Annotated in this window: 12 protein-coding genes; 8 read left to right on the forward strand and 4 right to left on the reverse strand. The window is 73.2% G+C overall.

What is annotated here, in order from left to right:
* Window positions 1–149: 149 nt before the first annotated feature.
* Window positions 150–371, reverse strand: a complete 222-nt coding sequence (locus tag ACFYSC_RS02825) for a hypothetical protein (RefSeq protein ID WP_362928409.1) — start codon at window positions 369–371, stop codon at window positions 150–152.
* Between the two features lie 269 nt (window positions 372–640).
* On the opposite strand from ACFYSC_RS02825, the gene ACFYSC_RS02830 reads away from it, so the two are divergent.
* The 4 genes from ACFYSC_RS02830 to ACFYSC_RS02845 all read left to right on the forward strand — a co-directional run bounded on the left by ACFYSC_RS02830 (window position 641) and on the right by ACFYSC_RS02845 (window position 5,125).
* Window positions 641–1,672, forward strand: a complete 1,032-nt coding sequence (locus ACFYSC_RS02830; protein WP_389955667.1) for a sigma-70 family RNA polymerase sigma factor — start codon at window positions 641–643, stop codon at window positions 1,670–1,672.
* A 32-nt stretch (window positions 1,673–1,704) separates the two neighbouring features.
* Window positions 1,705–2,127, forward strand: coding sequence for a hypothetical protein (locus ACFYSC_RS02835; protein WP_389955669.1), 423 nt, complete (start codon window positions 1,705–1,707; stop codon window positions 2,125–2,127).
* Between the two features lie 272 nt (window positions 2,128–2,399).
* Window positions 2,400–2,861 carry a DUF6220 domain-containing protein gene (locus ACFYSC_RS02840; RefSeq protein ID WP_389955672.1) on the forward strand — a complete coding sequence of 154 codons (462 nt, stop codon included), beginning with the start codon at window positions 2,400–2,402 and terminating at the stop codon, window positions 2,859–2,861.
* Window positions 2,858–5,125 carry a multicopper oxidase family protein gene (locus tag ACFYSC_RS02845; RefSeq protein WP_389955675.1) on the forward strand — a complete coding sequence of 756 codons (2,268 nt, stop codon included), beginning with the start codon at window positions 2,858–2,860 and terminating at the stop codon, window positions 5,123–5,125. The genes ACFYSC_RS02840 and ACFYSC_RS02845 overlap by 4 nt, the downstream gene beginning before the upstream one ends.
* A 93-nt stretch (window positions 5,126–5,218) precedes the next feature.
* Here ACFYSC_RS02845 and ACFYSC_RS02850 read toward each other — a convergent pair whose 3' ends face one another.
* Window positions 5,219–5,773: a hypothetical protein gene (locus tag ACFYSC_RS02850; protein ID WP_389955677.1), complete on the reverse strand. Its 555-nt coding sequence runs from the start codon at window positions 5,771–5,773 to the stop codon at window positions 5,219–5,221.
* A gap of 394 nt (window positions 5,774–6,167) precedes the next feature.
* On the opposite strand from ACFYSC_RS02850, the gene ACFYSC_RS02855 reads away from it, so the two are divergent.
* On the forward strand, window positions 6,168–7,433 hold the full coding sequence (locus ACFYSC_RS02855; protein ID WP_389955681.1) for a phosphatidylserine/phosphatidylglycerophosphate/cardiolipin synthase family protein: 1,266 nt from the start codon (window positions 6,168–6,170) through the stop codon (window positions 7,431–7,433).
* 129 nt (window positions 7,434–7,562) lie between these two features.
* Here the strand turns inward: ACFYSC_RS02855 and leuA are convergent, their stop codons facing one another.
* Entirely contained in the window at window positions 7,563–9,275 is a 1,713-nt protein-coding gene (leuA, locus tag ACFYSC_RS02860; protein ID WP_389955683.1) for a 2-isopropylmalate synthase, read from the reverse strand.
* 294 nt (window positions 9,276–9,569) lie between these two features.
* Between leuA and ACFYSC_RS02865 the strand changes: the two genes are divergently transcribed.
* From ACFYSC_RS02865 to ACFYSC_RS02875, 3 genes are all read left to right on the forward strand, one after another.
* Window positions 9,570–9,815, forward strand: a complete 246-nt coding sequence (locus ACFYSC_RS02865; RefSeq protein WP_362928391.1) for a DUF2630 family protein — start codon at window positions 9,570–9,572, stop codon at window positions 9,813–9,815.
* An 84-nt stretch (window positions 9,816–9,899) separates the two neighbouring features.
* Complete coding sequence (locus ACFYSC_RS02870) at window positions 9,900–11,024, forward strand: sensor histidine kinase (protein ID WP_389955685.1); 1,125 nt, start codon at window positions 9,900–9,902, stop codon at window positions 11,022–11,024.
* Window positions 11,015–11,644, forward strand: a complete 630-nt coding sequence (locus ACFYSC_RS02875) for a response regulator transcription factor (RefSeq protein ID WP_389955687.1) — start codon at window positions 11,015–11,017, stop codon at window positions 11,642–11,644. The genes ACFYSC_RS02870 and ACFYSC_RS02875 overlap by 10 nt, the downstream gene beginning before the upstream one ends.
* On the opposite strand, the gene ACFYSC_RS02880 is transcribed toward ACFYSC_RS02875, so the two are convergent.
* Window positions 11,599–13,065: a serine hydrolase domain-containing protein gene (locus ACFYSC_RS02880; RefSeq protein ID WP_389955689.1), complete on the reverse strand. Its 1,467-nt coding sequence runs from the start codon at window positions 13,063–13,065 to the stop codon at window positions 11,599–11,601. The two genes, ACFYSC_RS02875 and ACFYSC_RS02880, sit on opposite strands and share 46 nt — an antisense overlap.
* Between the last annotated feature and the right edge of the window lie 33 nt (window positions 13,066–13,098).

Genomic DNA, 13,098 nt, shown 5'->3' on the forward strand with positions numbered 1-13,098 from the left:
TTGTAGTTCGGTGAACCGGCTACACGCGGAACTAAAGGTTATTTGTAGTTTCGCGAGGCCACAGTGCTGTTTCCCGATCAGCCCAGGCCTCGGGGCACCTGCCGCCGTCGGCTCCGCACTCGAGGTCCGGCCGGCTCCGCATCCAGGCCTCATTCCTCGGAGCGGGCGAACAGTTCGAGGTGGGAGCAGCGGGTGCAGCGGAACGCCTCGATGATCCAGCGCGTCTTTCCCATACGCCTGGCGTTGCCGAGCGGGCCGCGCTTCAGAGGACCCGCGATCCAGCGACCGTATCCCCGTGAATGCTCTCCGGCGTCCTCGACGAATCCCGGCTCCAGGTCCGTGCCGTCACATTGGGTGCAGCGCATGGTCATGGTTTCCAGTCTCTCGGATTCCCGGAACTCCACCGGCCCGTACTTCCCGGAGCGCCGACGCTGTAACGCTTTTTCGCTCTCGATGGCGACAGGGGCACGAGCTCATGATGACGTCCTCTCGCGCTCCGATCATCCGCATTTCGTGTCACTCGACAGGGCCGCCTCCCAGAGCGGCCTCAGCGATGAGTCGTGGGCCTTTCCGCGGTATGTACCGGCGGACCGACGAGTAGGGTCCGGTCACGGCCGGGACGACGAGGAGAGAGCCGACGATGACGACGAGTGGGGGCGCCGAGGAGTTCGCGGGCCGTACGGCGCCGTTCCGGGGGGAGTTGCTGGCGCACTGCTACCGGATGCTGGGCTCGGTGCACGACGCCGAGGACCTGTTGCAGGAGACCATGCTGCGGGCCTGGCGGGCCTACGACCGGTTCGACGAGCGGCGGGCCTCGCTGCGCACCTGGCTGTACCGGATCGCCACGAACGCCTGCCTCACCGCCCTGGAGAAGCGGGACCGCAGGCCGCTGCCGTCGGCGATCGGTGCTCCGGGTGACGATCCGGAGGGGCCGCTGACCCCGGGCTGGGAGGTGCCCTGGTTGCAGCCGTTCCCGGACGCGCTGGTGCCGCCCGCCCACGGTGACCCGGCCGCCGTCGTCGCGGCCCGGGGAAGCCTGCGGCTGGCCCTGGTGGCGGCCATGCAGTTCCTGCCCGCCCGGCAGCGCGCCGTGCTGATCCTGCGCGACGTCCTCGACTGGCCGGCGGCCGAGGTGGCCGAGGCGCTGGGCACCACGACGGCCGCGGTGAACAGCGCCCTGCAGCGCGCCCGCGCACGGCTCGGCGAGACGGCTGCGGCCGGCGAGGACGGCATCGGCGAGCCCGCGGACCCCGCCCGCCGGGCGCTGATCGACCGGTACGTCACGGCGTTCGAGAACGCCGACGTCGCGACGCTGGAGCGGCTGCTGACCGAGGACGTCGTCCTGGAGATGCCGCCGTTCCTCGACTGGTTCACCGGGCGGGCGGCCTACGGCCGTTTCATCGCCCGCGTCTTCGCCATGCGGGGCACCGGCTGGCGGATGGTCCCGACCTCGGCCAACGGCCAGCCCGCGGTGGCGGCCTACGCGCGCGGGGAGGACGGCCGCCATCACCTGCACACCCTTCAGGTGTTCACCGTCGCCGGCGGGCTCGTCCGCCGTAACACGGTCTTCCAGGACGCCGGGGTGTTCACGGTCTTCGGGTTGCCCGCCGTGCTGGAACCGGGGGCGTTCCCGGCGCGGGCCGGTGGGGCGGGGCCGGGAAATCATATGTAGACAGTCTACGTATCAGCGGTTAGCTTGAGCCCATGAGCGAACTCAGGCGATGGCCGTGGCTTCCCTCCGTGATCGCCGGCGGGCTGGTGCTCGCCCTCATGCTGCTGCTCTACGCCGGCAAACCGCTGCGTGGAATCGTGCTCGCCAGCGCCGTCAACATGGCGTGCGTCGCCTTCTTCCTGGTCGGCGGGATGTTCTTCGCCGCGCGGGTTGCGACCGGGCGGGGCGGGGCGGCGTTCGTCCGCCCGCTGCTGGCCGCCCTCGTGCCCTTCGCGGGCTGCCTGCTGGTCGTGGTGGTGTCCCGGCGGCTCACGCTGCCGGACGAGCCGTTCGCCGAGTCCTTCCTGCAGGACGGGCTCGGCCGGGCGGTCGTCGTCTACCTGCCCGCCGCGGCCGTGGGCTACGTCGCCGAGCTCTTCCGGCGGGTCCGCCCGGCGGGTCCGCGCCGCCGCTGAGCGTCCGGCGGCCGGCTCTCCCCCCGGGCCTCGGCCAGGCGGCCGGTCTCCCCGAGGCGGCCGGGCGGCCGGTCCCTCCTGCCGGACCTGCCGGAACCGCGGCCCGCCACGGCAGGCACCGCGGGCGGCGTACTCCCACGGGGTGATCCGTACCGCACCGAGAGTAGGCCGTTCGCCTCCGTCCGGCGGACGACAGCGCGGGCCGCGTCGGACACCATCGCCAGTGACCGTCCGACGACGGGCGGAAGCGATGGAACAGGAAGGAGCGAACCGTGCGCAAGGTCTACGTCGTGCTGGCCGGCCTGCTGCTGGCCTCCGTGGTCGTGCAGTTCTACTTCGCGGCGGTCGGCGCGTTCGACAGGCCCATGGAGGAGGGCTCGTTCGCGCTGCACGACACGTTCGGCATGATGGCCATCCCGATCCTGTCGCTGCTGGCCACCGTGGCCGCGGCCCTGGCCAAGGCGCCCGGACGGCTGATCGGGTTCACCCTGCTGCCGCTGGGCCTGGTGATCGTCCAGGTGCTGATCGTGGTCCTGGGCAGGGCGCTGAACGACGACACCGGCTACACCACCACCGCGGGCCTGGCCGTCCTCGGCCTGCACGCGATCAACGGCTTGGCCGTCATGGGGGCGGCCGGATCGGTCCTGCGACGGGCCAGGGCTCTGGCGGCGGCCCCGGCCGGAGCCGCGTCCGGCGGGACGGCACCGGGAGAGCCCGCGGCGCGCGTGTCATGAGCGTCGCCACCCTCATCACGTTCGACCTGCTGGTCTCGGTCCTGGTCGCCGTGGCGTGGCTGGGGGCGGGCGCGGCGGCGGCCGCCCGGCGGTCCGGGATCGCGCTGGCCCTGTTCGTCGCGGCGGCCGTCCTGTCGGTGGCCCGCGCCGTCACCGCCGCCGTGCTGGCCGGGGCGGGCTGGTGGTTCGTCCAGGAGAAGATCACCCTCACGGTGCCGCTGCTCGCCGTCGCCGGACTGCTCGCGGCGGCGGTGGCCGGGCCGCGCCTGGTCAGGGCGGCCCGCGGCGGCGGGGCGGACCTCGCGGGGCGGCCCGCCGTCGTCGTCCCGCTGCTCGGCGCCGGCTACGCCGCCGTGGCCGGGCCGGTGTACGCGCTGCTGCTCGGATACCCGGCGACCTGGAGCGCCGGGCTGGTCACGGTGGCCCTGGTCGGGGCGGCCGTGCTCCTCACCTGGCGGATCGTCTCCGCCCCCGTGTCCCTTCCGGCGTCCGCCACGAGGGTCGCCGTCGCGGCGGCACTGGCGGCGGGGCTCGCCGGGACGGGGCTGGCGTTCGTCCCCGCCCCGGAGACCGACGCGGGCGGCGGGCCGCCGAGCGGCCACATGGCCGCCGGGCACCCGGCGGACGGCCGTACGGCGAATGCCATCGGATCCCACACCGCCGGTGAGCACGCGACCGGCACCGGCGCCATGGGAGAGCACGGGTCGCAGACGCACGGAAGCGGCGGGGAAGCCACGGGAGAGCGCGCGCCGGAGACGCGCGGAGCCGCGGTGGGAGACACCCGGCCGGTGACCGCGCTGCGCGGCCCCTCCGAACCCGCGCCGGGCGGCACGGTGCGCAGGTTCACGCTGACCGCCCGCACCGCCACCGTCACCCTGTCCTCCGGGCGGCGCGTGGCGGCGTGGACCTTCGACGGCCGCGTGCCCGGCCCGCCGATCACCGCCGTCGAAGGCGACCTGATCGAGGTACGGCTGCGCAACGCCGACGTCACGTCGGGCGTGACGATCCACTGGCACGGCTACGACGTGCCCGCCGGCGAGGACGGGGTCCCGGGCCTGACCCAGGACGCCGTACGGCCCGGTCAGGAGTTCACCTACCGGTTCCTGGCGGACCAGGCGGGGACCTACTGGTACCACACGCACGAGGTCTCCGACATCGGCGTCCGGAAGGGTCTCTACGGCACGCTGGTGGTCAGCCCCCGGGCCGGCGGACCGGCCGGCTCCGGCTCCGGCTCCGGACCCGGTGCGGCGTCCGGCGGGGAGAGCGGGCGGACGCGGGACGGCGGCTCCGGCGGACCGGACGCGTCCGCGGCGGGACTGGATCTCACGCTGCCGGTGCACACCTTCGGGGGCGCGACGGTGCTCGGCGACCAGGACCGGACGATCGAGCGGTCCGCCGCCCCCGGGACCCCCGTACGGCTCCGTCTGGTCAACACCGACAACACGCCGCACCGGTTCACCCTGGCGGGCACGCCGTACCGGCTGGTGGCCGTGGACGGGCAGGACCTGAACGGCCCCGGCGAGCTGGGCAGGACCGGGCTTCGGCTGCCCGCGGGAGGTCGTTACGACCTGGCGTTCACCATGCCCGCGGCGCGGACGGTGCTGCTCGCGGTGGACGACCGTACGGAGGGGCTGCGGCTGTCACCGCTGTCATCGCGAGAGGGCAACCCCGCCTCCGGGGGCGCCTCGACGCCCGCTCCGGGGTCCGGACCCGGAACCGCCTCGGGGGCCGGTTCCGGGACCGCCGGATCAGCGGGGAGCGCCGGGGACGGCGCGAGCTGGCCGGAGCTCGACATCACCCGGTACGGGACCCCGGCCGGCACGCCGTTCGGCTCCGGCAGCCGCTTCGACCGGCGGTTCACCCTCGTGCTCGACCGCGGCCTGACGTTCTCCGGCGGCCGGCCGATGTACGCGCACACGGTCAACGGCCGCGCGTTCCCGTCCATCCCCACCCAGGTCGTCAGGGACGGCGAGCTCGTCCGCTTCACCGTCGTCAACCGGAGCCGTGACACCCATCCCTGGCACCTGCACGGTCACCGGGTGCTGGTGCTCTCCCGTGACGGGCGGGCGACGGGCGGCAGCCCGCTGTGGCTGGACACCTTCGACGTGCGTCCCGGCGAGGTGTGGGAGGTCGCCTTCCGCGCCGCCAACCCGGGCATGTGGATGAACCACTGCCACAACCTCGCCCACGCCGACCAGGGGATGGTCCTGCACCTGGACTACGAGGGCGTGACCACGCCGTTCCACGGCGCCCACGGCGGCTGAGGGCTCCCCGCCCGGCCGGCGGACGACGGGTCCCCGCGACGACGGTCGCGGAGACCGCGTCCCCGGCACACGGGACGTGCCGGGGGCGCGTCCCTATCCCCTGCCGAGCACCCGGCGCGCGATGCCGCCGAAGACCTGGTTCGGCCGCTGCTGCTCGCCGTGCAGGGCGTTCAGGACGACGAGGCCGCCGGTCATGGCGGGGATGACCCACTGCACGACGCGCAACCGCCGCTGCACCCGGGCGACGTCCTCCGGGGTCTCCTTACCCGGCTCCAGGGAGCCCTCGGCGGGCACGTCGCCCGCCCGCTCCAGCTTCTTTCCCAGTGCCCTGCCGTAGGCGGTGGCGACCATGGCCCCCGCGGTCAGCGCCGCCTTGGCGGTGCTGCTCTTCCCTACGCCGCTCTGGGTCGCGACGCGGCCCTTGTTGGCCGCCAGCACGGCGGCCGAGCCGAGGAGGTTGGCGGCGATGCCCGCGGCGTTGACCGGTGTCCACCGGCTCCATCCGACGTTAGCCACCCTCGTCCGCTCGCTCCTGTCGTCGACCGCCGAGGCGGCGCCGTTGAGACCGACGGCGCCCATCAGCGATCCGCCGAACCAGGCGGCCATGCCGAGATCGTGTACGGAGCGCACGATGGTGTTGCGTCGCATGTCTTTCCCCTGTCCCCGAGCGGCGGGCCGTCCGGTTCCCCGGCGGCCCGCCGCGTTCCATTGCGGCGGGGACTGCCGTACCCGACGTGTGGGCCGCAACCCTTCTGGGTGGAACTTCATTCTGCGGAAACCGGGGTCGGCCGCCCCACACGCGGTTCAGGTCTCCCGAAGAGAGGTGAATCACACTGGGAAGTTCGCCCGCCGTTGTCCCGGGCTTCAGGCCGTCGTTCCCGGACCCGCCACCGGCCCGTCCAGGATCTCTGCCGGGACGCGGAAACCAGCGCCGAATCGGTCGTGCAATGCACTACCCGGCGGCGTACCGTCTCCAAAAGACCGTCCCGTTCGAGAAATACGACGGATGAGGCTGATTCCGTCGCTCTGTGAGGAGTGATCCATGCCGAGAAGGTTCCTGTCCGCACTGGCCGCGGCGGCCGCCATGACCACCGCGACGATCACCGGAGCCGGCGTGGCCGCGGCGGACGGCACGACCGCACCGGGCGGCACGACCCCGGCGACCGGCATGACCGCGACGGGCGGCACGACCGCGGCGAGCGGCGGCGTCTGCGCGAGCGCCCCGGACACCCCGGTCACCACGGACGCCGTCTTCAGCGAGCCCGTCGGGGGCGACCCGGCCGCCATCGTGCGCAGGCTCTGCGGCCTGGTCCACCAGACTCCCGCGGGGGCGCGGATCCAGGTCGCGCACTTCGTCATGTCCGGTACGGCCGGCACGGAGTTCGCCGAGGAGCTCGCCGAGGCCCACCGGCGCGGCGTCGAGGTGCGGGTGATCCTGGACGGCGACAAGCGCGGAGCCACCGTGGCGTCGCGGCTGGCGGCCGAGCTGGGCACGGACACCTCGGCCGGATCGTGGGTGCACGTCTGCACCGGCCCGATGTCGGGCGGCACGGCGGCCTGCATCGGGGACAAGGGGCAGCACAACAAGTTCTACACGTTCTCCCGGACGGGCCGGGCCTCGAACGTGGTCGTGCAGTCGTCGGCCAACCTCACCGACCTGAACTCCACGACGTACTGGAACAACGCGGTCGTCCTGCCCGGCAACCGGCGGCTGTACCAGGCGTACGACGGCTACTTCGCCGACCTCGCGGCGGAGCGGAAGAACCTCGACTACTACCGCGTCGTCAACACCGGCGCGGCCGGCGGCTCGGTGCGGGCGCACTTCTTCCCGCGGGCGGGCACGGACGCCTCCACCGACCCCGTCGTCGAGTACCTCGACAAGGTCTCCTGCGAGGGCCGCACGAAGCTCCGCGTCGGGATGTCGGAATGGGACGCCTACCGCGTCGCGATCCCCGAGCGGCTCCGCGATCTCGCCGCCCAGGGCTGCTCGGTGCAGATCGTCTACGGGATCATGGACGACGAGGTCAGGCGGCTGCTGCTGGCCGAGCCCCGCGTCGAGCTGCGCGCCCTCGGCGACGGGAACGCGCTGCCCGGTCGCATCCACTCCAAGTACCTGCTGGTCGAGGGTTCCTACGACGGGGACCGCGACGCCCGCTGGGTCTTCACCGGCAGCCACAACTACAACGAGACGTCGCTGCGCCGCAACGACGAGACCATGCTGCGGCTCAACGACAAGACCATCTACCGGCGCTACGTCGCCAACTTCGACAAGGCCCGCGCCGCCGCCGTACCGGTGTCCGCGACCTGAGCACCCGCCCCGCGGCCCGGAAGGGCCCGCGACTCCCCCGCGAGCCGTACGGGGGTGCCCGGAGCACGCCGTACGGCCGGCGCGGTCAGGTCCCGTCCGGGCGGGTGGGCCCGGACGGGACCTGAACCCTCAGCGGGCGGCGCGGTTGACGGCGGAGATGACGGCCTTGAGCGAGGCGGTCGTGGTGTTGGAGTCGATGCCCACGCCCCACAGCACCTGGCCCGCCACCTCGCACTCGATGTAGGAGGCCGCCTTGGCGTCGGTGCCGGCGCTCATGGCGTGCTCCGCGTAGTCCAGGACGCGCACCGGGAAGCCGATCCGCGTCAGGGCGTCGCAGAAGGCGGAGATGGGGCCGTTGCCCACGCCCTCGGCCTCGCGGATCTCGCCGTCCAGCCGCAGGTCGACGCTGATGACGTCCTTCTCGTCGACCGTGGAGACGCCGCGGTGCGCGAGCAGGCCCAGCCTGCCCCAGGGGCGCGCCGGGTTCGGCAGGTACTCGTCGGAGAAGACCTCCCACATCTCGGCCGGGTTGACCTCCCCGCCGAGGGTGTCGGTGCGGGCCTGGACGACCCGGGAGAACTCGATCTGCAGGCGGCGCGGCAGGTCGAGGTTGTGGTCGGCCTTCATGATGTAGGAGACGCCGCCCTTGCCGGACTGGCTGTTGACCCTGATGACCGCCTCGTAGGTGCGGCCGATGTCCTTGGGGTCGATCGGCAGGTACGGCACCGCCCACGGGAACTCGTCCACCGGGACGCCCGCGGCGGCCGCGTCGCGCTCCAGGTGCTCCAGGCCCTTCTTGATCGCGTCCTGGTGGGACCCGGAGAAGGCGGTGTAGACCAGCTCGCCGCCCCAGGGGTGGCGGGGGTGGACCGGCAGCTGGTTGCAGTACTCGGTGACCCGGCGGATCTCGTCGATGTCGGACAGGTCGACCTCGGGGTCGACGCCCTGGGAGAACAGGTTCATCCCCAGCGTGACCAGGCACACGTTGCCGGTGCGCTCGCCGTTGCCGAACAGGCAGCCCTCGATGCGGTCGGCCCCGGCCATGTAGCCCAGCTCGGCGGCGGCCACGGCGGTGCCCCGGTCGTTGTGCGGGTGCAGCGACAGCACGATCGAGTCGCGGTAGGCGAGGTTGCGGTGCATCCACTCGATCTGGTCGGCGTAGACGTTGGGGGTGGCCATCTCCACGGTGGCCGGCAGGTTCACGATGACCTTGCGGTCGGGGGTGGGCTGCCAGACGTCGTTGACGGCGTTGCAGACCTCCACGGCGTACTCCAGCTCGGTCCCGGTGAAGGACTCGGGCGAGTACTGGAAGTAGATCTCGGTGTCCTCCAGCTCGGCCGCCAGCTTCCTGCAGAGCTTGGCGCCCTCGACCGCGATCGCGGTGATGCCCTCGCGGTCCTGGCCGAACACCACGCGGCGCTGCAGCGTGGAGGTGGAGTTGTACAGGTGGACGATGGCCTGCCTGGCGCCGCGCAGCGACTCGAAGGTCCGCTCGATCAGCTCGGGCCTGGCCTGGGTCAGGACCTGGATCACCACGTCCTCGGGGATCCGGTCCTCTTCGATGATCTGCCGTACGAAGTCGAAGTCGGTCTGCGAGGCGGCGGGGAAGCCCACCTCGATCTCCTTGTAGCCGGTCTGCACCAGCAGCTCGAACATCTTGAGCTTGCGGTGGGCGTCCATCGGGTCGATCAGCGCCTGGTTGCCGTCACGCAGGTCCACCGCGCACCACCGGGGCGCGGTCTCGATGACCTTGCCGGGCCAGGTGCGGTCGTCGAGCCTGACCGGGACGAAGGGCTGATAACGCCGGAACGGCATGGGACTGGGCTGCTGCTGCGGATACATGCAATGGCTCCTCGACGTGGGAAACGATCGTGGCCGACGCGCATGGCTCGCTCCGCGACGAGGGGGCCGACCTCTTACAGGCCCTCGTCGCGGCAGCTAAGAAGCAGCCCGCGCAGCATGTCTAGCACGTTAGCAGACCGTCCCAAATCCACGCCTGCGGATCTCATGAATCGAGACGTCCCAGCTCACGGGGGGTGTGGGACGACATCGTCAGCCGAGGAAACCCCGCTCAGGACAGAGCCGTACCGGCCGGGTTAGATTGACGCTACCGCCGAATCCGAATCGGGGAGACCCATGAAGGACACCGACATCCTCGCCCACATCCACGACCTCATCGAGGAGGAGCACGACCTGCGCCGGCGGCTGGCCTCCGGCGGGATCTCCTCGTACGAGGAGAACAACCGGGTCCGGCAGGTCGAGGAGGCGCTCGACCAGGCATGGGACCTGCTGCGGCAGCGCCGGGCGCGCCGGGACGCCGGGGAGGACCCCGACTCGGCGGCGCCGCGCCCGGTCGGCGAGGTCGAGGGCTACCGCCAGTAGCAGCCGGCGGGAGCCGCCGTCCGGCCGTCCCGCCGCCCGTGGTCGCCCGTGGCCGGCGCGGTCCGCGTGGTTAGACTGCGGCCCATGCGCCGAGCCCTCATGTCGCCGCTGCGACGAGCCGTCGGCGTGGCCACCGGCGTGCCGACCGGCCTGGCCGGGCTGGGGTGGGTCTGCGTCTCCTGGGCGGTCGGGGGCGAGCGCGCGCGGAGGGCGACGGCCGCGCTGGTCGGCCTGGAACGGCTCCGCCTGGCCTCCTGGTACGACCACCGCCGCGTCGGCGGCTCCGGCGGGCGCGGCGGGCGCGCCTATCTCCTGCTGCGGGGCGTCCTCGGCGTCCTGGGCGGCTACCTCGCCTTCGCGGGCGTGTTCCTGGCGACCCTCCTGCTGTACGGCGGGGCGGGGCAGCTCGTCTCGGGTGAGGCCCATCCCATCCCCCTCCGGTTGCCCGGCGTGCGGGTGACCGGGGACAGCTCGGTGTACGGCATCGTCCTCGGCCTGACCGCGCTGGCGCTGTCCGTCGGCTGGGGCGCCGTCCTGGTGGGCCTGGAGCGCAGGCTGGCCGACCGTTTCGCGCCCTTCGGGCGGGACGAGGTGATGAGAGGCCGGATCGCCGAGCTGACCGCCTCGCGCTCCGGGATCGTGCGGGCCGTCGACGACGAGCGCCGCCGGATCGAGCGCGACCTGCACGACGGGGTCCAGCAACGCGGGGTGACGCTGGCGATGCTGCTGGGGCGGGCACGGCACGCGTCCGAGCCCGCCCTGATCGACGAGGCGTACTCCGAGGCGCGGCGGCTGCTCGACGAGCTGCGTGACGTGGCGTGGCGGATCTATCCGGCGGAGCTGGACTCGCGGGGCCTGCGCGCCGCGCTGGACGAGGTGGCGCATCGCTCCGCGGTACCGGTGACGGTCGCCTGCCACTCACCCGGGCGGCTCGCGCCGGAGCGGGAGACCTGCGTCTACTTCATGGTCAGGGAGGCCGTCACCAACGCCAACAAGCACGCCGGGGCGGGCGCGATCATGGTCGGCCTGCGCGCGACGGAGGAGGAGGTGACCGTGACGGTCTCCGACGACGGCCGGGGCGGCGCCGACCCGGACGGCGGCGGCCTCGCCGGGCTGGCCCGGCGGGTGCGGGCGCTCGACGGGACGTTCACCGTGGACAGCCCGCCCGGCGGCCCGACGACGGTGACCGCGAGGCTGCCGTGCGCCTGATCCTCGCCGACGACTCCGTGCTGTTCCGCGAGGGGCTGGCCCGGCTGCTGCGGGACGCCGGGCACGAGGTGACGGCCGTGGGCGACGCCGCCGCGCTCCTGGAGTCCATGGCCGGGGCCCGGCCGGAGGCGGTGATCGTCGATGTGCGGATGCCGCCGTCGCACACCGACGACGGGCTGCGGGCCGCCCTGGAGATCCGCGGCCGGTGGCCCGGCGTCGGGGTGCTCGTGCTGTCGCAGTACGTCGAGCCGTCCTCCGCCTCCCGGCTCCTCGCCGGCCCCGGGGAGGGCCTCGGCTACCTGCTCAAGGACCGGGTGTCGGAAGTGGCCGGGTTCCTCGCGTCGCTGGAGCGGATCGGCTCCGGCGGCACGGTGTTCGATCCCGAGGTGGTCAGGCGGCTGCTCGCCCGTGCCCCGCTGGACACGCTGACCGGCCGCGAGCGGGCCGTCCTGGAGCACCTGGCCCAGGGCATGGTCAACACCGCGATCGCCGAGCGGCTGCACGTGTCGCAGAGCACGGTCGAGAAGCACGTCAACGCCGTCTTCGACAAGCTCGGCCTTGACCGGACCCCCGGCTACAGCCGCCGGGTGCTGGCGGTCCTGCGGTATCTCGACGTCTGAACCAGGCGCGCCGCGACCAGCACGGAGCCCGCGACCGCGGCCGTCACCAGCCAGGCCATGAAGGTCGGGTAGAGGTAGGCCACCTGGATCCAGGAGATGTCGCTCCCCCGGGCGAGGATCCGGAAGACCGGCACGACGGCCGCGCACAGCGCGAGCGGCGCCAGCCAGGGCAGCAGCCCCAGCCACCACCGCCACCCGCTCCGGCGGGCGGCCCACCTCCCGGAGCGGGCCACCCCGCGTGCCGCCGGCCCGGCGGTCGCCAGGATCAGCAGCGCGAACACGAGGTCCGTGACGAGGAAGGGCGTGGCGGGGATCTCCGGCGTCGCGCCCTCGATCAGGGCCACCAGGCCGTCCATCAGGGCTCCGGCGTCGGCGAAGGCCATGCCGGTGTTCGCCATGACGGCGACGCCGTACCCGGACGCCGGCATCAGCAGCTGCCCGGCGGTGGCGGTGAACAGGTCGCCGCCGTGCTCCACGACGGGGGTGCCGCGCTCCGTCTCGCCGAGCATCCAGCCGAGGGCGTACTCGTCGTTCTGCGCGGAGGGGGTGCGCATCTCCTCGACGGTCCGCGGGGAGATGCGGCCGTCCCGCTGCGCGATCAGCCACCGGGCCATGTCGTTCGCGGTGGTGAGGACGCCGCCGGAGCCGTTGCCGAACGCGGTGGGCTCCGGCAGGGCGACGGCCCGGCCGAGGATGTACAGGTGGCCACGTGAGGCGGGCGGCAGGTCCCGGTCGGTGTCGACCGTCCGGCTGTGGCGCATGCCGAGCGGGGCGAACACGTGCGCGTCGAGGTATCCGGCGAACGACCGGCCGCTCACCACCTCGACGAGCCGGGCGGCGACCTGGTAGTTCGTGTTGTGGTAGCTGAAGGCGGTCCCGGGCTCCGTGGCGAGCCTCGCCGTCCTGAGCCGGGCCACCGCGCCCTTCAGCGTGGTGGGCTGGGGCAGGCTCCGCTCGTGGAACGCCGTGTCCGCCATGCCCGACGTCTGGTGGAGCAGCTGCCGTACGGTGATCTTCGCCGCCCTGGGGTCGGCCATCGTGAACTCGGGCAGGTGGCGGCGGACCGGGTCGTCGAGCCCGAGCCTGCCCGCCTCCACCAGCCGCATCACGGCCAGGGCGGTGAAGGACTTGCTGACCGAGGCGACGGGCATGGGGGTGTCCGCCGTCACCGGTGCGCCCGCGGCGGTCACGCCGTACCCCGCGGCGTGGACGACCTCCGTGCCCCTGGTGACCACCACGGCCGCCCCGGGCAGCCCCGTTTCCTCGCGGTAGTCCTCGACGAACGCGGTGATCGCCGCGGGGGTGACGCCGCCGGGCGGGGCGGCTCCGGGCGGGGCGGCTCCGGGCGGGGTCCCGGGCAGGAAGGCACCGGCCGCGGGAAGTACGGCCATGCAGATCGCGATGAGAGTTCTCAGAGACACCCGCCGGACGCTAGTCGCCCGTTCAGGGCCGGA

Source organism: Streptosporangium sp. NPDC004379 (assembly GCF_042873875.1).
Classification (GTDB): Bacteria; Actinomycetota; Actinomycetes; order Streptosporangiales; family Streptosporangiaceae; genus Streptosporangium.

Coding starts and splice junctions, on each gene's coding strand:
- ACFYSC_RS02825 (WP_362928409.1), bottom strand. CDS start 371: ATGACCATGCGCTGCACCCAATGTGACGGCACGGACCTGGAGCCGGGA.
- ACFYSC_RS02830 (WP_389955667.1), top strand. CDS start 641: ATGACGACGAGTGGGGGCGCCGAGGAGTTCGCGGGCCGTACGGCGCCG.
- ACFYSC_RS02835 (WP_389955669.1), top strand. CDS start 1,705: ATGAGCGAACTCAGGCGATGGCCGTGGCTTCCCTCCGTGATCGCCGGC.
- ACFYSC_RS02845 (WP_389955675.1), top strand. CDS start 2,858: ATGAGCGTCGCCACCCTCATCACGTTCGACCTGCTGGTCTCGGTCCTG.
- ACFYSC_RS02850 (WP_389955677.1), bottom strand. CDS start 5,773: ATGCGACGCAACACCATCGTGCGCTCCGTACACGATCTCGGCATGGCC.
- ACFYSC_RS02855 (WP_389955681.1), top strand. CDS start 6,168: ATGCCGAGAAGGTTCCTGTCCGCACTGGCCGCGGCGGCCGCCATGACC.
- leuA (WP_389955683.1), bottom strand. CDS start 9,275: ATGTATCCGCAGCAGCAGCCCAGTCCCATGCCGTTCCGGCGTTATCAG.
- ACFYSC_RS02865 (WP_362928391.1), top strand. CDS start 9,570: ATGAAGGACACCGACATCCTCGCCCACATCCACGACCTCATCGAGGAG.
- ACFYSC_RS02870 (WP_389955685.1), top strand. CDS start 9,900: ATGCGCCGAGCCCTCATGTCGCCGCTGCGACGAGCCGTCGGCGTGGCC.